A 22,920-nucleotide genomic window follows, 5' to 3' on the forward strand; every position below is an offset into this window, starting at 1 on the left:
TTAAAAACATAAAAATAGAGGGAATAGCATGAAAACGTTGCAATTTATAGCAGATTGCCCAAAACATGGGGTGGTTGATCATCCACCGAATGAATGCTATATCACGCAAGAGTACGTGGCTGCATTGCTATATAAACAATTAGAACAATATGGCTTTGATGCACAGCATATTCGTCATGAGCATGAAAAAATTGAAGTGCGTATCGACAATCACCAGTTACCACTTTCAATCTTATGCTCGCAGCAAGATACCGAAGGACATATTCTTTGTGAAATCTCAGCCAATCCACAGCAAGAACAAGCTTGGTTTGAGCGTATAGAAACACAAAGTATTATCCGCCAATTGGCTCAGGCTGTTGAAAACAGTTTAAAAGCAGAACATAGTTTTTCTCAGTTTGTGTGGAAAAGCTAAGTCAATTTTGCGCATAAAATCTTAATTGAAGTGATTTAAGCACCGCCATTTGAGTTGTATGGTGTATATTGATTTAAACGCTTTATTTGAGAGTATAGGTGCATGATACAGGTCGATTTTTCTAAATTATCACCCCAAGCAGTTTGGCAACATTTTGAGACCTTATGTACGATTCCTCGACCATCCAAGCATGAACAACAACTAAGACAACATTTAAAAGATTGGGCGGAACAGCGCAACCTAGAAACTTATGTCGATGACATTGGTAATTTAATTATTCGAAAAGCTGCTACAGCAGGTAAAGAGCACGTTGCAGGTGTGATTTTGCAAGGGCACTTAGATATGGTGACTCAGGCAAATCGTGGTACGCAACATGATTTCTTTAAAGATCCCATTCAACCTGTATTAAAAAACGGCTGGCTGATTGCTGAAAATACCACACTAGGTGCAGACAATGGCATTGGAGTTGCGCTGGCACTTGCTGTATTAGAATCTAGCGATATCGCCCACGGACCGATTGAAGTTCTGCTAACCATTGATGAAGAAGCAGGAATGAGTGGTGCTCGTTTACTTGAGTCAGGTGTTTTAACAGGACAGTGGCTTTTTAATATTGATACCGAAGAATGGGGCGAGTTGTATCTTGGCTGTGCTGGGAGTATTGACCTAGAAGCAGGGCAGCCAATTGAATATGAAAAAGCACATGCTAATTTAATTTATGTAGATGTGCTGGTGTCAGGTCTAAAAGGCGGCCATTCAGGGGTTGATATTCATTTAGGTCGTGGTAATGCCAATGTGATTTTAGCCAATTTCCTGAATGATTATTTGGCACCATCCAATGGTCGACTGGTTGAATTTGTCGGTGGATCGGCACGTAATGCCATCCCACGTGAAGCTGTGGCAACCATTGCAATTAAAATAGATCAATTGACTGGTCTAGAAAAAGCCGTCGCAGCAACACAGGTTGAATGGCAACAAAAGCTACAGGGCGTTGATGATCAGCTACAGATCAGCGTACAGCAAAATGTCAACCCGATAAATGAAGTTATGACATTGCAGCAGCAACAAGCTTGGTTGCAGGCATTGGCAACGTGTCCATACGGCATTGCACAGTGGAGCCGTGCTTTAGCTGATGTGGTTGAGACTTCGAATAATATTGGTGTGGTCAAACTGACGAAAGACGAAACCAAAACTTTGATTATGGTTCGTTCGATGGTCAACCAAGAAGCAGTGACATTTGCACATAACATTCAACAGCACTTTGCCAATTTCCAGATTCAATCTGAATTAACACCGTTGGTCTCAGGTTGGACACCAAATCCAGATTCAGCTGCATTGAAATGCTTACAACAAGCGTATCAATCTGCATTTGGAATTGAGCCGAACTTGAAAGTGATTCATGCTGGTTTAGAGTGCGGCATTATTGCAGAGCATTATCCTGATTTGCAGATGGTGTCATTTGGCCCTGATATTCAGGGCGCACATGCACCCGGTGAAAGAGTTAAAGTCGACACGGTAGAGAAATGCTGGAAGTTATTGGTGACAGCTTTGGAAAGTGTGCGTTAACTGAATCTTAGAATCAGATCAGACCAATGATCCTGTCTTGGTCTGATCAATCAACGATAAATATTGTGTTGGTACATGTATTGTTAGCCAAACACCATTTTCTGCTTGATAAAACTCAAAGCCATCTTTATACATTTGCGGTGTGTTAATTAAGAAGAGTACAGGCTTACCGTAGCGTTGGCCTACATTCAAGGCCGTTTCTTTATTTTCACTTAGATGTACATAATGGCGCTGTCCTGCGATTAGGCCTTGCGTCTGAATTGAATCTATAAATCGACTCGCTGTGCCATGAAATAAATATTGTGGTGGCTCAAGCGCAATCATTTGCCGTTGTACGGTATGTGTTGAGTGGCCTTGAACAGCTCTGATCATCAAATCATCGTCTGAGATTTGGAAGCGTTTTTTATCATTTTGTTCGACGATTATATGGAGTAATGCTTCATCTAGACGAGCGTCGTGTTGTTGCGCAGCTTCAATGAGCTCAGCAATTTTTGCCCAACCTTCTTGATCAAGCTGAAGTCCAATTTGTTCAGGCTTATGTCTTAATATCAGGCTTAAAAATTTGCTTATTTGAGTATGTTCTTTCATATTTAATATTCACTATTCTACGTTTACTTTGACCTGAAATAGCGTTTTATCCAACTCGATAAATTCAATTTTGCAATCAATAAATTTTTCAATCATCGTGGCCTGAGTACGGGTGTGTTCACTAATACATTGTGCGGTAAATTCGCCCCCTTGTCCCAATGCCAAAGGTAATAACAACTGATCCGCTAAATATTCATCGACTGCAGCATTAGATTCCAGATATTGCTTTACCTGTTCCGCCAAATGATTGGCAATTTGTTCTGCACTTTTACGCATTTCACCTAAAGCCGTGAATAGCTGAATGTGCTGCTGATGTTCAACTTTGACATACACCGTATTGCCCTGACTGATCCCACTTAAATGGAATTGCTGCTGTGTATCCAGTTTTAGTCTTTTATTTAAAGTTGCTAATTCGCGTTGTGCGATTTGTGCTTCTTCGGAAAGGTTGAGTACTGCCGCAAAAGCCTTTGTCGTTTGCAAAGCGCCACGATCTAATAAGCTTAGCTTATTTCGATGTTGCCACGGTTGAATCTTGATTTGAATTTCACCTGCACCAATCGGAAAGAAACCTGCTTTATTTAACTTAAACTCGACCTCTATTCCAAGTTTTTCTAATACTGGTAAAAAGCAATGCTCGATAAAATCTGCCGTTGGTGCAAGTGGATTATGAGTACCCCCAGAAATCGTGAGATCACTGGTTTCATTTTGCAATAACAAAGCAGGTAACAGGGTTTGCAAAACCAGAGTTGTGCTTCCTGCCGAACCAATCTGGAATTGGTATTTTCCACTTTGTACATGTTGCGGTGCAAAGTACAAACGCTGGCTATGGAGTTCATCACCTTCTACATACGCTTGGCTAATCTGTTGAGATGCCTGTACACAGACTAAATGCTGGCGCATTAAGCCAGGTTTTTTCCGCCCAGCACGAATGTTGATTAATTCAAATGCTTGACCTGTAATCATCGAAAGGGCAATGGCGGTTCTTAAAATTTGTCCACCCCCTTCACCTTGTGAACCATCAATCTGGATAGTTACTGGCATATTTGCCAAAGCTTTATTCACGTCTATTTTCCTTATTTTCTAATTTAATGAACATACTGTCAGTACATGGTAATGCGAAGTAACGCGTGACTTTGCTTTTGGCAAAGGTTTGCTAGGTACATGGTGCTGAGCCTAATCAGTGAAGATTGATGCACGGCTCACATGCTGCCATAGCCGCCTGAATTATTTTCAATCCCTCAGATCGGAGTAACGCAGGATCTTGTACTCGCCCAGTATGTCCAAACTGTGATTGTGAACTAAATTCACAAAATCTGTTGTCTATTCGACTAAATCAATCTGCCAATTGGCAGCCTGAATTTTGATATTTAAATCGCGAAGTTTCGCGCTGATATCATCGGCTTGTTTTTGCAAACTAGAAACAGGGATAACTTTTTGCCATTTAATCTCACGTGAGCTATATCGATCCGGTTCACGATGGGTATTGGCAATCGCATCAACCAGAATCTTATGCTGTTCAGCATAACTATCACGCAAGCTTAATAGGGACAGCAGAACTTTGCCATCCTCCAACTTGGCCTGTGCATTGGTCAAATGAATACGACAAATCAACTGATTACTTTCTTGGGTTAAAGCAAATACCTGTTTGATCAGTTCATTTGGATCTTCACTGGGTTCATCGCCATCTTGTACCAATACATTGGCGTTGATCCGTTGTTTTAATGAAGCGAGCTTTTTTTGTTGATCGCTTCGCAGTAAAAGTGCTTCTGCGAGTTTCATTTTATTTACCTTTATTTCCATTTCTCTTTAATAAAGATGATAAGAGGCGGAATTGATTGTTTCTATTTGCTGTGGAGTTAAACTATTCTGTTCAAGTGCATATAGAAATTGATCTAATATGATATTTTGATGCTCTGAATTTTTAATCCAAACATACATGATTTGTTTTAGCTTGTGATCCGCAAAACTATTGTTGTAGATACCTTTGTAGAACCAATAATTGAGCATATTTGCTAAATTGATTAATGCTGAATAGTGAGTTAATAAAAGAACCCACTCATCAAGTAATGGTTGAATATCTAAGCCGGCTAGATGAAACATAGTAATGTATTCATCTAAGCTATAATTTTCATCGAAATATATTGCTTTATATTGGAAGAAAGCCAAAGCAAATTTCTGCATAAATTGGATTTCTTTCGTTTTCCAAGCGTTCTCTAAATTAAAATAACATTTGTTTAAAATAATTTCTGTGCTATGACTAAGGTTTTCGCCTTGAATCAGTAATTCCAATATTTTAGGTAGCAAATGTTTAATTTGTTGTGCTAATGCAAATTTATCCATACTTTCAGCAGCATCAAGATATTCATAAATCAATCGGCAATTAAGCTGTGCCACTGGTAGACGTTTTAATAATTCACCATCAGCGGTTTGTAAGCAGCAAGTACCATGACAAACCTCGAATTGATCCCCCATTAAATATGAGGAAAATAGTTGATAAGCCTCTGTAATTAAATTTTTTAAATCAGTTAGAGTAGTCATTTTATTTTCCTCAACCTCATGGATCATATTTAACCCTTAACACAAACCACTTGTCTTAATGTATACACCACTTCAACCAAATCCTGTTGCGCTTTCATCACATCTTCAATCGGTTTATAGGCCGATGGAATTTCATCGATTACAGCAGCATCTTTACGGCATTCCACACCTTCAGTCTGCGCAATCTGATCTTCCAAGGTAAAACGTCGTTTTGCTTCAGCGCGGCTCATTACGCGTCCTGCGCCATGCGAACATGAACAGAACGATTCCTGATTTCCAAGCCCGCGAACAATAAAGGACTTGGCACCCATTGACCCTGGGATAATTCCATATTCCCCCAAACGTGCACGAACAGCACCTTTACGAGTCACCATCACTTCTTCGCCGTAATGTTCTTCCTTTTCCACATAATTATGGTGGCAATTCACGGCTTCTAATCGGGCTTGGAACGGTTTCGGAATAATCGTTGCTAAGGCTTTAATTGCAGACTGCATCATGATTTCACGGTTTTTCATGGCAAAGCGTTGTGCCCAACCTACAGCAAACCAGTAATCATCAAAATGTTCAGTTCCTTCGACTAAATAAGCCAAATCTTTATTGGGTAAATTAATAAAGTGCTTTTGCATATCTTTGCGCGCCAGTTCGATAAAATGATTACCGATGGCATTACCCACACCGCGAGAACCTGAGTGCAACATAATCCAAATATGGTCATGTTCATCTAAACAGATTTCTACAAAGTGATTTCCTGTTCCTAAAGTTCCCAAGTGCTTGCGGTTGTTGGTGTTTTTTAGGCGAGGGTGCTTCGCACAGATTAACTCAAAATCTGCAACTAAATCAGCCCAAGCTTGATCTACCATTTCAGGTGGTGTTTCCCAAGAACCTTTATCTCGTCCACGTTTGGTCATTCCGTGTGGAATCAAGCGCTCAAGCTCAGTACGTAAAGCATATAGGTTATCAGGTAAATCAGAAGCGGTTAAGCTGGTACGAGTCGCCATCATTCCACACCCAATATCGACACCGACCGCAGCAGGAATGATTGCACCTTTAGTTGGAATCACGCTTCCGATGGTTGCACCTAAGCCAAAGTGAACGTCTGGCATTACTGCCATCCATTTATAAATAAACGGCATTTGGGCAGTTTGCAGCAATTGTTGTTTTGAGTTGTCGTCAACAAGCACACCATTGGTCCACATTTTTACTGGCATACTCGTTTCATTTTTTAAAACTTGATAAGCACGTTGTTGCTGTTCTTGTTCAAATTGAGCTTGTTGGTTGATTTGTTCAACGACAGACATTTTAATTTTCCTTTCAAAGCCTGCCTGCCAAGCGTTTGCAGGCAGGTGATATTCACAAGATCCCAATGATATTGTGTGCTTATACTATTGCAGTGACTGTGCCAACTTTTTAAAAATCAACTATAAATTATTTTAAGGTATTGATAATTAATAAAAATATTATTTTAATTGTATTTAATTGAGATGTGTTGGTTTTCTTTCTGCTTGGAGTTTGTATTTAATTAGATATGGAAATATCTTAAAAGATATTTTTTGGTTGTCATATATTTGCTTTTCCAAGCAAATTTTAGCTCGCTTGCAATTTTAAATTATAAGGCATTGTTGAGTACAGGGTCGAAGAGAGAAATCCTGATTTCTATTTGATATCAAGCTTTGTCTTTTCTCATGGGTGTTTTATATCGCTGCTTTAGCAAATGGATGGGGAGCTGTTTGATATTTTTCAGATGAAAATCTGTTGTTTAATCTGGATGTAAGTATGTCTTTGTATAAAGACATGTTATAACCCTAGCAAAATAGAAATAAATTGCCAAGTCCTATGGACCTTTTTCGTTATCTACTCACGATTATTTTATTTGTTGCAGGGGTATTTTGTCTTGTGCAGTTCTTGTTGCAAGATTTTACTCTTATGCTTCTCGCACTAAGTTTAGTTTGTTTTTTATTTGCTTATTGGGTGAAACCGAAACGAGAGGGGTATCATCGTCGAAATGATGTTTGGGATTGGTTCGATTTGATTGATACTTCTATTGAAGTGGTGTATCGAATTATTACTTTACCATTTCGCCTATTACGAAGAATATTTGATTTCTTTTCGCCTGATATTCCATAAAGAGGGTGAATCTCAATCAACAAGGAGGATAAACACTTTTTCCTTAGCTGCCTTATCTATGAAAATAGATATACAACTACGCACGATTTTGCTATGTAGTGCTTATCGCATTTGATTGAGATTAAAGATGATCATCACAACAAAAATAATGAGACTTTCCTTAAAAAGGATTAGAGATTTGAACTCTATGCTTTCGCATTCATCATGTAGTCCCATTGGCATTTGTGATGAAGCGACATAAACAAAATTATCTAAGACTTAAATCATATGCCTTAATTTAGACGACTGCATACACTGTAGATGCAGGTGAGAGTGGTTACTCACATTTATGGGGTAGGATGTAGTCCTAAAAGCATTTTATGCCGTACCACAAAAAAATATGCAAACAATTAATCGCCAAGACAACTCTTCCACTGCGTTTCCCTTTCCGCCATTGATCGAGGTCGATCAAGATGGACTCGAACCATCAAGTTATTGCTAACGGTGAACCCCTTATTGTAGTCCTGACTGCATTTTGCATAGACCAGTAAACAAAAATGATAAGACCTTTTATACATGGCTCTATCCAATTGAGCTACAAACTAATTTTCATCAATTTGAAGGGACTTGAACCCTCAACAAATGTAGTCCTATTTGCATTTTACTGGTTGGCTGTAATAACAAGGTGTAATGAAACGTTTTATCTACAAGATGTAGTTCCATCGGCATTTATTACAACCATTCCTTGCACAACAATAATGATGAAACATCGAGCCAGCTTTCACTGAGCTATCTTGGAAGGATAGTGATGTAGTTCCATCTGCATTTGTGCAATTTTTATTATAGGGTAACAAATTGAATTTAGAAACAAAAGCATTGGAAAGATGTAGTTCCTAAAGCATTTACCCTATTTACAGACTTGACGAATCAAGTCGGTAATTTGCTTTGTTCAATTTCATTGATCCAGTGATCAGCGTGCATTTTACCCTGCGAAAATAAATCAATCAGCGTAAATACATGGTCACTAAAACCACCAATATTCATCACATCAGTACGTTCAGGTACTTGAGTGTGCGTATATGGCTGTAAATCTACACAGACCAATTTTGCTTCTGGACAGCGTTGTTTTAAAATATCCCATTCATACAACATGCCTGTTTTATGGCGTGTGCGTAACTGGTCAGCCCAAGACTCATTGTCTGAAAAATAAATCATCAAATCGACAGGTGTCTGATCTCGATTGAGTCGATTTAATGGAATGCTACAATCCGTTCCACCGCCACCAAGCGCAGCAAATTGTTTGGCGACTTCAAAAATTGAGCCTGTTTTACCACCTGTAAAAACCTGTTTTAATCGACCAAATAAGCTTGCTTGATCAGATTCATTTTCCGCAATATTCAATGAATGAAGTTGGGTATCAAACGGCATAATTTGAATGTCAGGATTTACTTGCTTTAACGCACAAGCAAATAACGATGCCACATCGACACAACGTAAAGTTGATGTTGCGCCTTTACGATAGCCTGTCACGGGGCTTGCCATTGAACCTGAGACATCAATCGCAACAACCACGCGACCAGTGAGGCGAGGCACATTTTGCAAAGCGGCTTGCATCACCTGTTCCAAAGATTGCCGTACAACTTGAGGGACCGCATCATCCAATGCCGACCAAGTTGTCATTAATTGATAGGGCAAAACTCGGCTTTTGCGAATCATATCCTGATCTTGTAATTTATTTGCAATGATTTCATCCATGCCTTCGATTTGAAATACACCATGACGAGCAAAAGTATTCAAGTTCATTCTTAACATCTGCCAACCTCCATTTTTAGCAATCTCAGCCCATTGCTGTGCTGAAAGTTGTAAATTGGTGAGAAGTTGCATTGGCAAGTCGGGAACATCATGGCTTAAACCTTGACGGAATTTTTCTAAGGCTTGAACTTTGGCAGGCAACTGCTCAAGCTCGTATTTTTTACCGAGCACATAAGCAAAGAACGCCTCCTGAGTTGCATCTTTAGGTTTTGGATGAGTCATTTTTAATACATCTGCTAAAGAAGGCTGATTGCCAATATTGGCTGCCAACAATTGATTTTCATTGGCATTGATCAACCATTGATTGATCATTTTCTTTGGCAAGCTGCCCAAAGATTTGCGTTGTATTACCCCTGAACGCATGATTTGTACAAAATTACGCAACTGTTTGCCATTATCAATCACCAATGGAAATACTGCTTTAAATAAGCTTTGATCGCGTTGTGATAAAATTGCCAATAGTAAAACTGGCATGTCTTTCATGTGGTTATTTTGGCGAGTGTAAACTGCCGTTTTAGCAATAAATTCTGCATCAATATCTTGTGTTAGTACCAATACTTGATCCAATTGCATTTGTGCGGTTTGATAAAAGGTATGATTCAACGTGCCTGTTGCAGCAAGCTGAGCTAAGGCTTGACGGTGATTTAATTGAAATGCACGACCGCCAGCTTCATTACTGATCAATTGTTTTTTAGTTGCCTGAGAGGCAAAAATTGTCTGGTTTACCATGACTCATCCTCTATAAAATTCAAGTTGTTGTCTCTTGGATGTGTTATTGCAGAGAGTGTGCCAACATTCTTGTTTTTATTTTAAGTTTTTATAAGGTATTGATAATTATTGAAAATAAAATAATTAATATTTTTTTATTGGAAAAAGTTAGTGGATTTTAATATGTAAAATATATCTAAATAGATATAAAAGTATTTAGAAAGATATTGAATCTATCCTGAGATTTTATTGATAGATCATATACCAGAGGATCTATTAAGATTTATCGATTTTTAAAAGCCGACCTGTCTCGTCTAAGCTAAATTGATCAAAATCATGAGCCAAGTAGAAGTTGCCTTTATAGAAATTTCTAACTTCTTCCGCAATCACTTGCTGTCCAGCACTGTCTTGATGGCGTGGGCTAAAGTGTGTCAGGATCAGATTGCTTAGACCTTGTTGTTGAGCAAATTCTGCAACCATCTTTGCCGAACTATGCATGGGGCCTGAACCCACTTTATCTAAAATGGCTTGGGTGTAGGTGCTTTCATGAATCAAGAGCTGGGCATCTTGGCAAGCTTGTGCCAATAATTCAGGACGATCATTATCTCCACCGACAATTGCATGTGCACGTTGCGTTTGGATTTGAATAAAATCAACCGCGTTTAAGGTTTGCTCATTAAATTGGACGTCTAAGCCTTGCTGTAAATCCCCCCAAACTTTGCCTTTTGCTACGCCGAGTTGAATTAAGGCGTGTGTATCTAATTTCTTTTGAGTGTATTGCGCAATAACACTAAATGCAAAACTGGGTACACGGTGACTCAGTGGATGAGCTTGAATCGAGAGTTCATCGGTTAACTGTAGTATCTGAGTTGCTTCATTCACATCGATAAAGTTGAGTGGATAGGGCAAATGTAAATCTGTTAATTGTGCTGTAACTTCAATCCATTGTTGAATTTCTTTGGGCGCGATAATGGTTAAGGCTGCAGTACGGGCATTCATACCTGCACTGGCCAATAAGCCGACCAATCCATAACAATGATCACCATGTACGTGGGTGATGCAGATGGCAACTAAGCTTTGTAATGAAAGTTTGGCCTGTTGAATGCGATGCTGTGTACCTTCACCTGCATCAACCAGTATCCAGTCTTTATTCTTGCTATTGCGGATTGCTAGAGCAGAAACGTTGCGTGTGGGCGTGGGTACACCAGAAGATGTGCCTAAAAAAGTAAAATGAAGCATATTGTTGGAATTTTTCATCGAATTGCGTATTGTATATAATAGACATATATAAAATATTATAGAAATTATGGCGAATGCAAAAAAAACTGTTGTAATTGGTTTTGTGGGTTCTACCTTGGATCAAGGAAAGCGTCCTGACCGTTGGCAACGCTGGCGTCCGACCTTGAGCCTTCTGATGCATGAAGATCTGATTGTAGATGAATTGGTGCTATTACATGATCGACAACATCATAATCTAGTCAAATTTATTGCTGAAGATGCTCAGGATGTGTCGCCATTGACCACAGTATCGGGGCAGCGAGTGAGTATCCGTGATCCTTGGGATTTTGCTGAGGTTTATGGTGCGCTATATGACTTTGTGAAAAGTTATCCCTTTGATACTGAAAAAAATAACTATCTTTTGCATATCACTACAGGTACACACGTTGCTCAAATCTGTTGGTATCTACTGGTCGATACCAATTATTTACCTGCCAAATTGATTCAAAGTGCGCCAAATCAACAGAAAACGCCAGAAGGTGAATATCGAATTATTGATCTGGATTTATCTCGCTATGATGTCCTCAAGCAGCGTTTTGAAGATGAGCAACAACAAAACTGGCAACAGTTAAAAGCCAATATTTCAACCTATAATGATGAATTTAATCAACTGATTACCGAGGTTGAGTTGGTGGCGACACGCTCTAGTGCGCCGATTTTGATTATGGGGGCGACAGGTGTAGGTAAATCGCATTTAGCCAAACAAATTTTTCAATTAAAGAAAGACAAGTTTCATCTAAGTGGGCGTTTTATTGATGTGAACTGTGCGACGCTTCGTGGTGATAGTGCCATGTCGAGTTTGTTTGGGCATATCAAAGGGGCTTTTACAGGGGCAGCGGCTTCAAGAGCAGGCTTATTAAAAAGTGCTGATCAGGGGATTCTGTTTTTGGATGAAATTGGCGAGCTTGGGTTAGATGAGCAAGCGATGTTGCTTAAGGCACTTGAAGATAAATCCTTTTTTCCAGTCGGAAGTGATAAAGAGGTTCAGGCCGATTTTCAATTGATCGCAGGGACAAATAAAGATTTAAGAACTGAAGTGCAAGCAGGGCGTTTCCGTGAGGACTTATGGGCACGATTGAATACATGGACTTTCTTTTTACCCAATCTTAAAGATCGAATCGAAGATATTGCCCCCAATATTGAGTTCGAGTTGCAACGTTTTGCGGCGAACCATCAACGACAATTACGTTTTCAACGTGATGCACTTGATGTGTATTTGAAATTTGCCAAGTCGAAGGAAGCATCATGGCAGGGAAATTTTCGTGATTTGACTGCTAGTGTGACACGGCTGGCGACATTATCCAGTGGTGAGTTGATCCGTTCAGAAACGGTGGAAAAAGAGATTCAGCGTTTAAAGCAACTGTGGTCGATTCAAACCACAGAAAACCAATCTAAAGATATCGATATTCTCCTCAAATATTTAGATCAAACCCAGTTGAGCGAGATCGATGAGTTTGATCAGATTCAACTGCGTGGCGTCCTGCAAGTCTGTGAAAATGCCAAATCGATGGCTGATGCTGGACGTCAGCTTTTTGCAGCTTCACGCCAGCAACGTAATACCACCAATGACAGCGACCGAGTCAAAAAGTATTTGGCTCGGTTTGGCTTGAGTTGGAGTGACTTTCAGTAATCATTCAGCTGGATGATCTCTCTTTATTTGGGATTGGCTGGGTAAAAACTCTAAGTTCCAGAGTTTTTCAGCATGTCGGCCAATCCACCAGAAAGATGCAGCCAGCAAGATAAAGAAAATAGCTTTGTGCATGCCATTCCAAAAGAACTCAAAATACTTGGTGTAGAGGTTAATAAATAAGAAGGTGATACCAAAACCTCGTGAGGTGGCATCATCATGTTTTAAACCATAGACAATTGCGATGATGGCAATAAACGCGAATAGTACGCCCCAATGTAATAGCTCATATTGCTTGACGCTATACCAACTCCCTAAGTCACCATAATTGCCAAAGATTGAGAGAATCCATAAGGCAATAAATAGATACAGCAGGCCCATGACATAAGTTGAATGCGCAAAGTCTTTAAAATGTGCATAACGTTTAAAGAGAAGACTCAATCCAATCAGTGCGCCACCAAAGAATACAAAGCGTAAAGGGAAGTTCATCCCTAGATAATAAGCACCCCAGCCCGACATATAGCCAGTTTCCGTCCCAAACCATGAACCGAGCGAAAGCAGTGAGAACACCCAAATCAGTTTAGAGGGGAACCAGAAGGCAAGTGCTGCATAAATAATGGTGGAGAGCAGGAATAATAAAGAGAAATGCCCACTGCCTGTATCAATCGCTTGGCCGAAATAGGCGACAGACGCTGCGGTAGACAGCACGCCTGCAAAAATAATGGCTTCATTGCTAAATTGATGTAAGGGTTTGGTCTTGCGTCGACGATAGGCAAAGCCATAAAAAGCTGCAGCAACCGCAGCAAAAATCAGACAAGGAATGATTTTGGAGTCAATAAAGAGTTTTTCAATCAGCTCCATCAAGAACTTGTCCGCAGTAATAGCGGCAATCGCGATCACAGCACAAATCATGGAAATCCAAAATGAATATTTTGCCAGTCGTTCCCAATCAAAAGGCCGAATCGAAAAGCTCTGCTCTAGCTCATTGGCTACATCAGGCGTAATCGTACCTTGCTGTTGCCATTGCTCAATGGTTTGCTTTAAAAAAAGTCCCTGTTTTTTATTTAATTTCATTATTAAAGAACCTGATGTCTGTACATCTATATTGATATAACAGACATTGGATTCAAAACACGTATATTTTTCTTAGTAATTTGTTGTTAAGTCTACAGTTTTAAAAAGCGAGCAATCACTTGACGTAATTGTTTTAGATAACCAGTAAAGAAATGATTGGCGCCTGGTAAAATCGTGATCGGATGTTTTTGTGGTTTTGCCCACGCGATCATATCTGAGAGCAGGGTAATATCATCCTGTTCACCATGTACAAATAGGATATCGCCGTCAATTGCAGGAGTTGTGTAGTGGCGTAAATCCACCACAGAACCTGTAGGTAAGCCACATAATACCAATTGCTTTGGACGTAACTCATTGCTAAGTTGCGCTTGGCATTTTGCGAGTACATGAGAGCCGAAACTGAAACCACCTGCATAGAAGGTTAAGCCTGCATGTTTTGCACGGGCATATTCAATCACGGCCATAATATCATCAGTTTCGCCATGCCCTTGGTCGTGAGTACCTTCACTGCCAGCTAAACCACGGAAGCTAGGACGGTACACTACACACCCCATTTCATTAAAAATCTGAGCCAGTAAAACAGGGACTTTATGATGCGGAGTACCACCTTGCAAAGGATGTGGGTGGCAGACGACAGCAAAACCTGTGATTTCACCTTGGGGTTGATCAACAAACATTTCGATTTGACCAACAGGACCTTGGATGAATAATTGCTCAGACATAAGATACGCAATGGATAATGGAAGAATCCACTATTTTACCGATAAAACTGAACGAGAACACGAATTGGCATTAAAAATTATCAACTGTTATAGTTTCACCAAGATAAATTTATTCTGATTGATTATGCTTGCTTTAATTTCTCCTGCTAAAACACTCGATTACACCACAGCACTTCCTACAGATACACATACTCAGCCACGTTTGTTGGCGCAATCACAACAATTGATTGATGTTTGTCGCAAGCTTTCTGCGACAGAAATTGCATCGTTGATGACCGTGAGTGAAAAAATTGCCAATTTAAATGTAGAGCGTTTCCGTGACTGGAATGCAGATTTTGATTTTTCCAATGCACGTCAAGCTTTGTTTGCATTTAAAGGTGATGTGTACACGGGTTTAGATGCTTATCACTTAAAAGACCAAGATATTGATTTTGCCCAACAGCATTTACGTATGCTGTCTGGTCTTTATGGTTTATTACGTCCATTGGATTTGATGATGCCGTACCGTTTGGAAATGGGCACTAAACTAAAAAATAGCCGCGGCCATAATCTATATGAATTCTGGGGCAGTATTATCACAGATCAAATTAACCAAGATTTAGCTGAAATTGATGCAAAAGTGTTGGTAAATTTGGCCTCTGACGAATATTATAAATCTGTGAATGAAAAGAAAATTCAGGCAGAAATTATCAAGCCTGTATTCTTGGATCAAAAGAACGGAAAATATAAAGTCATCAGTTTTTATGCGAAAAAAGCGCGTGGTCTGATGGCAAGATACTTGATTGAGAATAAATTAAGCCAAGTAGAACAATTAAAAGCATTTGATAGTGAAGGGTATTACTTTGATGCTGAAAGTTCATCGAATAAAGAATTGGTCTTTAAGCGAGATGAACAGCACGCAGCTTAGGTTTGCCTTGGGCAGGGTGGGATGTTAACCAAAGAACATTTATTAAAACACGCGATATCGTCTGATCAAGTCCAGATAAAAGGGCATTTGACAGAACCTCGTAGTTATGGGGTGTATGCATTGCCGCTTGATCGAGACGGTACTCGACGATTCCGATTTGGTAATCATCCTATGCGCCAACAGGAACTAAAACATGAGTTTGGTTCCTGTACCTTGTATCAGCTTTTTCTAGAGCGTAAAGATGCTGAATCATTGGCAAAGTGGCTGAATAAAGAAATCCAATGAGGATAAGCAATGCCGCAATATTTAACTTCATTAGAAAAATCATGGTTTGAGCTGCATCAGCATTATCATTTTTCTGAACCGCAGAAAGTTTTTAATAAGTTGATTGCTGCCTACAGTGAAAAGCAGCGGGCTTATCATACTCTGCAACATTTGTATGAATGTCTAGTTCTAGTTGATTCGATTCGAGCTGATTTAAATGATGCACATGCTGTTACATTGGCGCTCTGGTTTCATGATGCGATTTATGATCCCCAAGCAAAAGATAATGAGCTGAAAAGTGCTGAGCTATTCGAGCAATATTTAGCTCAAGATTTATCAATTGATATTGTTCAGAAGATAAAGCAGTGGATTATTGCCACGCAAAAGCACGAATCGACGAATGAGTTGGATTTGCAGTTTTTACTGGATATTGACTTAGCGATTCTAGCGGCTTCGCCAGAGCGTTTTGCGGAGTATGAGCAGCAGATTCAACAGGAATATGCTTGGGTAGATCCAGATGTTTATGCGATTAAGAGAAAAGAAGTTCTAGCGCATTTTTATCAGACAGAATCACTGTATCAAACCGAATATTTTCAACAGAATTTTGAGCAAAGGGCGAAGCAAAATTTAAATCGAATATTAAACATTTAGAATTGAGAGAATCATGGATCAGCTAATTCAAACATTGAAAGAGCTAGCGAAACAGCATCCGTTAGAAAAATATTTTATATGGGAGTTGCCAGAAAGTAATCCATTACCAATCCCTGTACATCTTGCCTCCGTATTTGAGCAAAATATTTATTTAAAACATAATTTCAATTCTTTATTGAATTCAGATGATTTAGCTGGTCGGTACTGGTTGATTCAAGAGTGGGGAGGTATACGTTCTTTTAAGCAAAATCCTAAAAATGACCTGTTATTGCTTAAATTTGAAAGTGAACTTACAAAAGGTGCTTTAACAAGAACTACTTTTTCAGTGATCTCTTCTTTATCAAAAGTCGCATCATTTATGGATCATCAGGCTTATGCAGTTTATGATTCCAGAGTCATTTATTCTTTAAACTGGTTGTTGTTTAAATATTCAACATTAAAGGAATTTTATCCTCAGCCGGTCGGAAGGAATGCTGATATAACTCAATATGAACTTAATACGATTTTTAATTTGTTTGATGGTCCTGTGAACTATAAAACTCATCGCATTGCTTATCATGATTATTGCCAATTAATGAAAAAATTATCGATGGAAGTGTATGCTAAGAGTGAGCCTTATTGGGCTGAAATGCTTTTGTTTATCCTTGCACCAAAATATATTGTGAATGATATAAAAAGCTCATTGCAGATAACATTAAAATGCTAGAAAGAAATGAGTGTTTTGGCGATTAAAAAAGGGAGCAAATAGCTCCCTTTGCTTTTTCTTTTCTTACTTAAAGAAATAACCTGTCTCAGGCGAGCTGGCATTGGCCATACGCTTACGCGGCATACGACCCGCTAAAAATGCTTCACGACCTGCTTCAACCGCTTTTTTCATGGCAGAAGCCATTAAAATTGGATTTTGTGCAGCAGCAATTGCTGTATTCATTAATACGCCGTCACAACCGAGTTCCATTGCAATGGCAGCGTCACTGGCGGTACCCACACCTGCATCCACCAACACAGGAACCTTAGCGTTCTCTTTGATGATTGAAATGGTGTGTGGATTCAAAATACCGAGACCAGAACCAATCAAACTGCCCAAAGGCATGATTGCGACACAACCCATACTTTCAAGTTCTTGGGCAACAATTGGGTCATCCGAGGTGTAGACCATGATTTCAAAACCATCATCAATCAGGGTCTGCGCTGCTTTCAGTGTTGCAGTGACATTTGGGTATAAAGTTTTTTCATCACCGAGCACTTCTAGCTTCACCAAATTGTGACCATCAAGCAGTTCACGTGCCAGCATACAGGTACGAATCGCGCTATCTGCATCAAAACAACCTGCTGTATTCGGCAGAATCGTGTATTTTTCTGGTGGAATCACTGAAAGCAAATTCGGCTGATCGGCATGCTGACCAATGTTTACACGACGAATTGCAACTGTGACAATTTCAGCGCCACTGGCTTGAATGGCTAAATCAGTTTCATTGAGATCTTTATACTTACCCGTTCCGACCAATAAACGAGATTGGAAAGTACGTGAACCAATAATTAAAGGGGAATCTTGCATGGGCTTACTCCATTTTTAGCCGATTAGCCGCCACCAACAGCTTGAATAATTTCTATACGATCTTCAGGAGCAATTAATGTTTGCTCAAGTCTACTTTTCGGAATAATCTGTTGGTTCTTCTCTACAGCAAAGCGTTTGCCTTCTAAGGCTAAATTTTGAATTAATTGCTGTAGGTTTTCACAAGACGTGTCTGTTGACTCGCCATTTAAATAGATGTGCATGATCAATCCTTATTTCGCATGCTTGATTGCTTGCCATGCGAGTAACAGCCAGCCCGCTATCATAAACGCACCGCCAATCGGTGTAATCGCACCTAAAATGCGAGGTAGGTCGAGCGCCATAATGTACAACGAACCGCAGAAAAAGATGATACCAATTTGGATCAAAATAAAAGGAATTTTTATTGGAAATGTTGCTGTAGTTTTATGCATGACGCCTAAGATAAGCAATCCAATCGCATGATAGAAAAAGTATTGAGTTGCTGTACCCCACCAAGTAAGTTGTTCTGGGGTTGCAAAAGATTTGAGTCCATGAGCACCAAAAGCACCCAACATAACTGCAAGCGCAAGGTTAAGCGCCGAGATAGCTATCCACATAATGATAATGGAACTGGAAATTTGATGAACAAAGTTAACATATTCGGGTGCTTAAACAAAGCCAGATAAAACAAAAGGGCATTAAAGCCCTTGTGTTTGATTCGATTTTAACTTGCAGACATGGCGGTTTTGATTTTTTCCATTGCATTCTTTTCAAGCTGGCGAATACGTTCTGCGGAAACATTATATTCTGCAGCCAGTTCATGCAAAGTTGATTTGTCATCATCTAACCAGCGACGTTGTAAAATATTCCGTGAACGATCATCTAGCTGATCCATTGCCTCATGTAAGGCAGTGGTGCTTTGTTCTTCGTAGTCTTCTTCTTCAACTAATCGAGCAGGATCGTAACGATTATCCTCGAGATACAGTGCAGGTGCTGTATGTGGTGTATCGTCATCATCATCGCCTTGTGCTTCAAAAGCAGCATCATAAGCGGTTAAGCGACCTTCCATTTCGAGCACTTGCTCTGGTGTGACATTCAAATCATTGGCAATTGATTTCGCTTCTTCCAAAGTGAGTCGTTTGCTTGATTTTTTAAGACTACGTAAGTTAAAGAATAATTTACGTTGTGCCTTTGTCGTTGCGATTTTGACAATACGCCAGTTACGAATCACATATTCATGGATTTCGGCTTTAATCCAGTGCACTGCAAAAGAAACTAAGCGAACCCCCATATTTGGATCGAAGCGTTTGACCGCTTTCATTAATCCAAGGTTACCTTCTTGAATGAGATCGCCTTGTGGCAATCCGTAACCTGCATAACTACGTGCAATATGGACAACAAAGCGTAGGTGTGACATTACCAATAGTTTGGCAGCATCAAGATCTTGGTCATAATAATAACGCTCAGCAAGTTCTTTTTCCTGCTCGGCCGTTAGAATTGGAATTTGATTGACAGTACTGATATATGCACCAAGGTTTACGCCTGGCGCAGACAATGACAGGGGCATCAATTGATTGCTGCTGTCAGTAGTCATGGAGTCTCCTTATAGGATGGTATTTAAGTCAACAATTTCATCTTAATGCGAATGTTCTTCATCACTAAGGAAATTTGAGTATAAAAATGTAAAGTTATCTAGTTTATCTTTAGCTAGAGTTTAGCAAAGAATCACGTAGATTCAATTAAATAGTGAAATTCACGATCTGAAATTTTCTGAGTTAAACATTGAAGTTGCTGAATTTGGCAATATCGTGTTACATCAATTTCACTATGTGGATCAGAAGATTTCAATAGATATTGTTGTATGCCGTTGGCTTTCTTTAAAGCACGCTTCAACATCAATAGTGGCATTGGGCAAGGTTGCCCTAAAGCATCAATAATGATGGGTGTGTTGGATGTGTTGGTCATATACGATTAAATCACTTCATTCAAAATTATCTTAACAAATTTTTGCGTAATTTTTGAGAGAAAAATTTCATTAAAAAAACAGCTAAATTATTGAAAAAAACAGATAGAAACATCGGAAATAACTAAAAATAATTCTATTAATTGTGATAAACCCATGATAAGCTCGATGCGTTTTAGAAAGTTGTTTAATGCAAATTAATTGTTTTAAACTCTATAACAAATGGATGTAACCGGAAATTGTTGATAGTTTTACAGAATGATTACAAGCTTTAAAATTATAAATATTTTAAAACCTTGTTGGCTCTGCTGTTTGCAACACCGGAAGGTCCTTATCTTTCAATATCTGAGGATTGACTTATGACAGCTCGTGAACAAGGCGTAGTAAAGTGGTTTAATGACACTAAAGGCTTTGGTTTTATTCAGCGTAATGGTGGTGATGACGTATTTGTTCATTTCCGCGCGATTATGGGTGATGGCCACCGTTCTTTACGTGACGGCCAACGCGTAGAATTCAGTGTTGTTCAAGGACAAAAAGGTTTCCAGGCTGAAAACGTTCAGCCTTTAGACTAATTTGTTGCCTTAACGCAATAAAAAACGCCCCAATCTTATTGGGGCGTTTTTATTTTTTATGGTTTATAATAATGACTTTCTTTTGGTCGTTGATGGTTCGAGAGCATATATGACATCTGGTTTTGAAACCTTAAATTTACATCCGCAGTTGAAGAAAGCGATTGATGCTTTGGGTTTTACACAAATGACCCCAATTCAGCAAAAGGTTTTAAAATATACATTAGCAGGGCATGATGCTATTGGTCGAGCACAAACAGGCACAGGAAAAACAGCTGCCTTTTTGGTTAGTGTGATCAATGATCTACTCAATAATCCAGTTCAAGAGCAACGATTCCGTGGTGAGCCACGTGCGTTAATTTTAGCGCCGACACGCGAGTTAGCATTACAGATTGAAAGTGATGCGCAAGCATTAACCAAGTTTTCAAACCTACATCTTGTAACCTTATTAGGCGGCGTAGATTTTGAAAAACAAAAGAAAATGTTGGATCGCAACTTTGTTGATATCATTGTTGCAACACCAGGCCGTTTGATCGATTTTGTGGAGCAAAAAGAAGTTTGGTTGGATAAAATTGAATTTCTGGTGATTGATGAAGCAGATCGTTTGTTGGATATGGGCTTTATTCCATCGGTTAAACGAATTGTTCGCTTTTCGCCATTTAAAGAACAACGTCAAACTTTGATGTTCTCTGCGACGTTTAGCTATGATGTTTTAAATCTTGCACGTCAATGGTTGTTCGAGCCTGTAACGGTAGAAATTGAACCTGAGCAAAAAACCAATAATGATGTTGAACAACGTGTTTATGTGGTTGCTAAACAAGATAAATACAAGTTATTGCAAGATATTTTGCGTGAAGAGCCAATTGATAAAGTCATGATCTTTGCAAATCGTCGAGATCAGGTACGCCGTTTGTATGACCATTTGAAACGTGATGGTTATAAAGTTGGTATGTTATCTGGTGAAATTGCACAAGATAAGCGTTTAAAAATGCTAGACCAATTCAAACAAGGTAAGAACAATATTATGATTGCAACTGATGTTGCTGGTCGTGGTATTCATGTGGATGGTGTTTCGCATGTGATTAACTTTACTTTGCCTGAACAGTCTGATGACTATGTACATCGTATTGGTCGTACAGGGCGTGCTGGCGCGCAGGGTGTGAGTATCAGTTTCCTTTCGGAAGATGATGCATTCTATTTGCCAGAAATTGAAAAAGCGATTGGTAAAAAATTACCATTAACGCGTTTAGAGGGTTATTGCTAAGTCTTGATCCATTTTATTGGATGTATTTAAGCGCAATATCTTTTAAGCAAAAGGCCAAATCATACTGTGATTTGGCCTTTTTGATTATTTAGTCAGAATAACAACTCAAATTACACAAAAGATTAAAGTTTTTTTTATAATTACTGTGATTATTTGCTGAATTGAAATAGATCAGCATGTAGAATATGGCGCATTACCTGGGAGGATATTATGGCTCTAATTTCAATGCGCCAGCTCTTGGATCACGCTGCAGAACATAACTACGGCGTACCAGCGTTTAACGTAAACAATTTAGAACAAATGCGCGCAATCATGCTCGCTGCAGATGCAACGAATTCACCTGTTATCGTGCAAGCTTCGGCTGGTGCGCGTAAATATGCGGGTGCACCATTCTTACGTCATCTTATTTTAGCTGCGATTGAAGAGTGGCCACATATTCCAGTGGTAATGCATCAAGATCATGGTACAAGTCCTGATATTTGTCAGCGTTCAATCCAGTTGGGCTTTAGCTCAGTAATGATGGATGGTTCATTGGGTGAAGATGGTAAAACACCAACATCATACGACTACAATGTTGATGTAACACGTCGAGTGGTGTCTATTGCACATGCATGTGGTGTTTCAGTTGAAGGTGAGATTGGTTGCTTAGGTAGCCTTGAAACTGGTATGGCGGGTGAAGAAGATGGTGTGGGCGCAGAAGGTGTACTTGACCACTCTCAGCTGTTAACTTCTGTTGAAGAAGCAACTCAGTTTGTTGCGGATACCAATGTTGATGCTTTGGCGATTGCTGTCGGTACTTCACATGGTGCGTACAAGTTTACACGTCCACCTACAGGCGATATCTTGGCTATTGACCGCATTAAAGAAATTCATGCTGCGTTACCAAATACGCATCTTGTAATGCATGGTTCAAGCTCTGTACCACAAGAGTGGTTAGCTGTGATTAACCAGTATGGTGGCGATATTAAAGAAACTTATGGTGTGCCTGTAGATCAGCTTGTAGAAGCGATTAAGCACGGTGTACGTAAGATTAATATTGATACCGATTTACGTTTGGCTTCTACTGGCGCAATGCGTCGTATGATGGCTGAAAAACCAAGTGAATTTGACCCGCGTAAATTCTTTGGTGAAACAGTTGAAGCAATGAAGCAAATCTGTGTGGATCGTTATAATTCATTTGGTACATCAGGTAATGCAGATAAAATTCGTCCAATTTCTTTAGAGAAAATGGTTGATCGTTACAAATAATCAATTTGTAATGTAAAAAAATAGCGGCGATTGCCGCTATTTTTTTAATTGATTAATTTTTTAAATAAAAAATGCCAGCGAATTGCTGGCATTTT

Annotated in this window: 25 protein-coding genes; 11 read left to right on the top strand and 14 right to left on the bottom strand. The window is 39.3% G+C overall.

The features are described from left to right. Positions 1 to 28 precede the first annotated feature (28 nt). Positions 29 to 412: a hypothetical protein gene (locus tag B2727_RS11650; protein ID WP_004653914.1), complete on the top strand. Its 384-nt coding sequence runs from the start codon at positions 29 to 31 to the stop codon at positions 410 to 412. A gap of 102 nt (positions 413 to 514) precedes the next feature. Beyond that, positions 515 to 1,975, top strand: a complete 1,461-nt coding sequence (locus B2727_RS11655; RefSeq protein WP_033132939.1) for an aminoacyl-histidine dipeptidase — start codon at positions 515 to 517, stop codon at positions 1,973 to 1,975. 18 nt (positions 1,976 to 1,993) lie between these two features. Here B2727_RS11655 and B2727_RS11660 read toward each other — a convergent pair whose 3' ends face one another. The 5 genes from B2727_RS11660 to B2727_RS11680 form a co-directional block, all read right to left on the bottom strand. Continuing rightward, a complete protein-coding gene (locus tag B2727_RS11660) occupies positions 1,994 to 2,563 on the bottom strand; it encodes an RNA 2'-phosphotransferase (protein WP_033132938.1) in 570 nt (189 codons plus the stop codon). A gap of 12 nt (positions 2,564 to 2,575) precedes the next feature. Then, positions 2,576 to 3,625, bottom strand: coding sequence for an RNA 3'-terminal phosphate cyclase (gene rtcA, locus B2727_RS11665; protein ID WP_033132937.1), 1,050 nt, complete (start codon positions 3,623 to 3,625; stop codon positions 2,576 to 2,578). Between the two features lie 258 nt (positions 3,626 to 3,883). Beyond that, a complete protein-coding gene (locus B2727_RS11670) occupies positions 3,884 to 4,342 on the bottom strand; it encodes a DIP1984 family protein (RefSeq protein WP_033132936.1) in 459 nt (152 codons plus the stop codon). A gap of 27 nt (positions 4,343 to 4,369) precedes the next feature. Then, complete coding sequence (locus B2727_RS11675) at positions 4,370 to 5,101, bottom strand: hypothetical protein (RefSeq protein ID WP_225761706.1); 732 nt, start codon at positions 5,099 to 5,101, stop codon at positions 4,370 to 4,372. 29 nt (positions 5,102 to 5,130) lie between these two features. After that, positions 5,131 to 6,399, bottom strand: coding sequence for an RtcB family protein (locus tag B2727_RS11680; protein ID WP_033132935.1), 1,269 nt, complete (start codon positions 6,397 to 6,399; stop codon positions 5,131 to 5,133). Between the two features lie 535 nt (positions 6,400 to 6,934). On the opposite strand from B2727_RS11680, the gene B2727_RS11685 reads away from it, so the two are divergent. Then, positions 6,935 to 7,225, top strand: coding sequence for a hypothetical protein (locus B2727_RS11685; RefSeq protein ID WP_005313381.1), 291 nt, complete (start codon positions 6,935 to 6,937; stop codon positions 7,223 to 7,225). A gap of 906 nt (positions 7,226 to 8,131) precedes the next feature. On the opposite strand, the gene B2727_RS11690 is transcribed toward B2727_RS11685, so the two are convergent. Both B2727_RS11690 and B2727_RS11695 read right to left on the bottom strand, forming a co-directional pair. After that, on the bottom strand, positions 8,132 to 9,745 hold the full coding sequence (locus B2727_RS11690) for a TROVE domain-containing protein (protein ID WP_033132934.1): 1,614 nt from the start codon (positions 9,743 to 9,745) through the stop codon (positions 8,132 to 8,134). Positions 9,746 to 10,000: 255 nt separating this feature from the next. Then, positions 10,001 to 10,963, bottom strand: coding sequence for a ribonuclease Z (locus tag B2727_RS11695; RefSeq protein ID WP_033132933.1), 963 nt, complete (start codon positions 10,961 to 10,963; stop codon positions 10,001 to 10,003). A 67-nt stretch (positions 10,964 to 11,030) separates the two neighbouring features. Between B2727_RS11695 and rtcR the strand changes: the two genes are divergently transcribed. Next, positions 11,031 to 12,632 carry an RNA repair transcriptional activator RtcR gene (gene rtcR, locus B2727_RS11700; RefSeq protein WP_033132932.1) on the top strand — a complete coding sequence of 534 codons (1,602 nt, stop codon included), beginning with the start codon at positions 11,031 to 11,033 and terminating at the stop codon, positions 12,630 to 12,632. Here rtcR and B2727_RS11705 read toward each other — a convergent pair whose 3' ends face one another. Both B2727_RS11705 and B2727_RS11710 read right to left on the bottom strand, forming a co-directional pair. Further along, a complete protein-coding gene (locus tag B2727_RS11705; protein ID WP_033132931.1) occupies positions 12,633 to 13,703 on the bottom strand; it encodes a DUF2157 domain-containing protein in 1,071 nt (356 codons plus the stop codon). Between the two features lie 92 nt (positions 13,704 to 13,795). Then, complete coding sequence (locus B2727_RS11710) at positions 13,796 to 14,425, bottom strand: alpha/beta hydrolase (RefSeq protein WP_033132930.1); 630 nt, start codon at positions 14,423 to 14,425, stop codon at positions 13,796 to 13,798. Positions 14,426 to 14,549: 124 nt separating this feature from the next. On the opposite strand from B2727_RS11710, the gene yaaA reads away from it, so the two are divergent. From yaaA to B2727_RS11730, 4 genes are read left to right on the top strand one after another with little or no spacing between them, the layout of a single operon-like run. After that, positions 14,550 to 15,332, top strand: coding sequence for a peroxide stress protein YaaA (gene yaaA, locus B2727_RS11715; protein ID WP_005204244.1), 783 nt, complete (start codon positions 14,550 to 14,552; stop codon positions 15,330 to 15,332). Positions 15,333 to 15,353: 21 nt separating this feature from the next. Continuing rightward, positions 15,354 to 15,617: a hypothetical protein gene (locus B2727_RS11720; protein ID WP_004806584.1), complete on the top strand. Its 264-nt coding sequence runs from the start codon at positions 15,354 to 15,356 to the stop codon at positions 15,615 to 15,617. A gap of 9 nt (positions 15,618 to 15,626) precedes the next feature. Then, a complete protein-coding gene (locus B2727_RS11725) occupies positions 15,627 to 16,247 on the top strand; it encodes a metal-dependent hydrolase (protein ID WP_033132929.1) in 621 nt (206 codons plus the stop codon). A 13-nt stretch (positions 16,248 to 16,260) separates the two neighbouring features. Then, positions 16,261 to 16,953, top strand: coding sequence for a hypothetical protein (locus tag B2727_RS11730; RefSeq protein WP_004806588.1), 693 nt, complete (start codon positions 16,261 to 16,263; stop codon positions 16,951 to 16,953). 63 nt (positions 16,954 to 17,016) lie between these two features. Here B2727_RS11730 and B2727_RS11735 read toward each other — a convergent pair whose 3' ends face one another. The 5 genes from B2727_RS11735 to B2727_RS11755 all read right to left on the bottom strand — a co-directional run bounded on the left by B2727_RS11735 (position 17,017) and on the right by B2727_RS11755 (position 19,746). After that, complete coding sequence (locus tag B2727_RS11735; RefSeq protein ID WP_004639328.1) at positions 17,017 to 17,802, bottom strand: thiazole synthase; 786 nt, start codon at positions 17,800 to 17,802, stop codon at positions 17,017 to 17,019. 23 nt (positions 17,803 to 17,825) lie between these two features. Further along, positions 17,826 to 18,023 (bottom strand): sulfur carrier protein ThiS, encoded by a 198-nt coding sequence (gene thiS, locus B2727_RS11740; RefSeq protein ID WP_033132928.1) that lies wholly within the window; start codon positions 18,021 to 18,023, stop codon positions 17,826 to 17,828. A 9-nt stretch (positions 18,024 to 18,032) separates the two neighbouring features. After that, complete coding sequence (locus tag B2727_RS11745; RefSeq protein ID WP_033132927.1) at positions 18,033 to 18,398, bottom strand: DUF423 domain-containing protein; 366 nt, start codon at positions 18,396 to 18,398, stop codon at positions 18,033 to 18,035. 107 nt (positions 18,399 to 18,505) lie between these two features. Next, positions 18,506 to 19,375, bottom strand: a complete 870-nt coding sequence (gene rpoH / locus B2727_RS11750) for an RNA polymerase sigma factor RpoH (protein WP_004653896.1) — start codon at positions 19,373 to 19,375, stop codon at positions 18,506 to 18,508. Between the two features lie 131 nt (positions 19,376 to 19,506). Beyond that, positions 19,507 to 19,746, bottom strand: coding sequence for a sulfurtransferase TusA family protein (locus B2727_RS11755; protein WP_004806594.1), 240 nt, complete (start codon positions 19,744 to 19,746; stop codon positions 19,507 to 19,509). Between the two features lie 357 nt (positions 19,747 to 20,103). Between B2727_RS11755 and B2727_RS11760 the strand changes: the two genes are divergently transcribed. From B2727_RS11760 to fba, 3 genes are all read left to right on the top strand, one after another. Beyond that, a complete protein-coding gene (locus tag B2727_RS11760) occupies positions 20,104 to 20,316 on the top strand; it encodes a cold-shock protein (protein WP_004653893.1) in 213 nt (70 codons plus the stop codon). Between the two features lie 109 nt (positions 20,317 to 20,425). After that, on the top strand, positions 20,426 to 21,577 hold the full coding sequence (gene rhlB / locus B2727_RS11765; protein WP_004806597.1) for an ATP-dependent RNA helicase RhlB: 1,152 nt from the start codon (positions 20,426 to 20,428) through the stop codon (positions 21,575 to 21,577). Between the two features lie 210 nt (positions 21,578 to 21,787). Next, positions 21,788 to 22,825 carry a class II fructose-bisphosphate aldolase gene (fba, locus tag B2727_RS11770; protein WP_004806599.1) on the top strand — a complete coding sequence of 346 codons (1,038 nt, stop codon included), beginning with the start codon at positions 21,788 to 21,790 and terminating at the stop codon, positions 22,823 to 22,825. The last annotated feature ends 95 nt before the right edge of the window (positions 22,826 to 22,920 follow it).

The sequence above is a fragment of the Acinetobacter sp. UBA991 genome (assembly GCF_002292065.1).
Classification (GTDB): domain Bacteria; phylum Pseudomonadota; class Gammaproteobacteria; order Pseudomonadales; family Moraxellaceae; genus Acinetobacter; species Acinetobacter higginsii.

Excerpts from the sequence above, each read along its gene's own strand:
- B2727_RS11650 (WP_004653914.1), top strand. The coding sequence starts at position 29 with ATGAAAACGTTGCAATTTATAGCAGATTGCCCAAAACATGGGGTGGTT.
- B2727_RS11655 (WP_033132939.1), top strand. The coding sequence starts at position 515 with ATGATACAGGTCGATTTTTCTAAATTATCACCCCAAGCAGTTTGGCAA.
- B2727_RS11660 (WP_033132938.1), bottom strand. The coding sequence starts at position 2,563 with ATGAAAGAACATACTCAAATAAGCAAATTTTTAAGCCTGATATTAAGA.
- B2727_RS11670 (WP_033132936.1), bottom strand. The coding sequence starts at position 4,342 with ATGAAACTCGCAGAAGCACTTTTACTGCGAAGCGATCAACAAAAAAAG.
- B2727_RS11675 (WP_225761706.1), bottom strand. The coding sequence starts at position 5,101 with ATGACTACTCTAACTGATTTAAAAAATTTAATTACAGAGGCTTATCAA.
- B2727_RS11680 (WP_033132935.1), bottom strand. The coding sequence starts at position 6,399 with ATGTCTGTCGTTGAACAAATCAACCAACAAGCTCAATTTGAACAAGAA.
- B2727_RS11685 (WP_005313381.1), top strand. The coding sequence starts at position 6,935 with ATGGACCTTTTTCGTTATCTACTCACGATTATTTTATTTGTTGCAGGG.
- B2727_RS11690 (WP_033132934.1), bottom strand. The coding sequence starts at position 9,745 with ATGGTAAACCAGACAATTTTTGCCTCTCAGGCAACTAAAAAACAATTG.
- B2727_RS11695 (WP_033132933.1), bottom strand. The coding sequence starts at position 10,963 with ATGCTTCATTTTACTTTTTTAGGCACATCTTCTGGTGTACCCACGCCC.
- rtcR (WP_033132932.1), top strand. The coding sequence starts at position 11,031 with ATGGCGAATGCAAAAAAAACTGTTGTAATTGGTTTTGTGGGTTCTACC.
- B2727_RS11705 (WP_033132931.1), bottom strand. The coding sequence starts at position 13,703 with ATGAAATTAAATAAAAAACAGGGACTTTTTTTAAAGCAAACCATTGAG.
- B2727_RS11710 (WP_033132930.1), bottom strand. The coding sequence starts at position 14,425 with ATGTCTGAGCAATTATTCATCCAAGGTCCTGTTGGTCAAATCGAAATG.
- yaaA (WP_005204244.1), top strand. The coding sequence starts at position 14,550 with ATGCTTGCTTTAATTTCTCCTGCTAAAACACTCGATTACACCACAGCA.
- B2727_RS11720 (WP_004806584.1), top strand. The coding sequence starts at position 15,354 with ATGTTAACCAAAGAACATTTATTAAAACACGCGATATCGTCTGATCAA.
- B2727_RS11725 (WP_033132929.1), top strand. The coding sequence starts at position 15,627 with ATGCCGCAATATTTAACTTCATTAGAAAAATCATGGTTTGAGCTGCAT.
- B2727_RS11730 (WP_004806588.1), top strand. The coding sequence starts at position 16,261 with ATGGATCAGCTAATTCAAACATTGAAAGAGCTAGCGAAACAGCATCCG.
- B2727_RS11735 (WP_004639328.1), bottom strand. The coding sequence starts at position 17,802 with ATGCAAGATTCCCCTTTAATTATTGGTTCACGTACTTTCCAATCTCGT.
- thiS (WP_033132928.1), bottom strand. The coding sequence starts at position 18,023 with ATGCACATCTATTTAAATGGCGAGTCAACAGACACGTCTTGTGAAAAC.
- B2727_RS11745 (WP_033132927.1), bottom strand. The coding sequence starts at position 18,398 with ATGTGGATAGCTATCTCGGCGCTTAACCTTGCGCTTGCAGTTATGTTG.
- rpoH (WP_004653896.1), bottom strand. The coding sequence starts at position 19,375 with ATGACTACTGACAGCAGCAATCAATTGATGCCCCTGTCATTGTCTGCG.
- B2727_RS11755 (WP_004806594.1), bottom strand. The coding sequence starts at position 19,746 with ATGACCAACACATCCAACACACCCATCATTATTGATGCTTTAGGGCAA.
- B2727_RS11760 (WP_004653893.1), top strand. The coding sequence starts at position 20,104 with ATGACAGCTCGTGAACAAGGCGTAGTAAAGTGGTTTAATGACACTAAA.
- rhlB (WP_004806597.1), top strand. The coding sequence starts at position 20,426 with ATGACATCTGGTTTTGAAACCTTAAATTTACATCCGCAGTTGAAGAAA.
- fba (WP_004806599.1), top strand. The coding sequence starts at position 21,788 with ATGGCTCTAATTTCAATGCGCCAGCTCTTGGATCACGCTGCAGAACAT.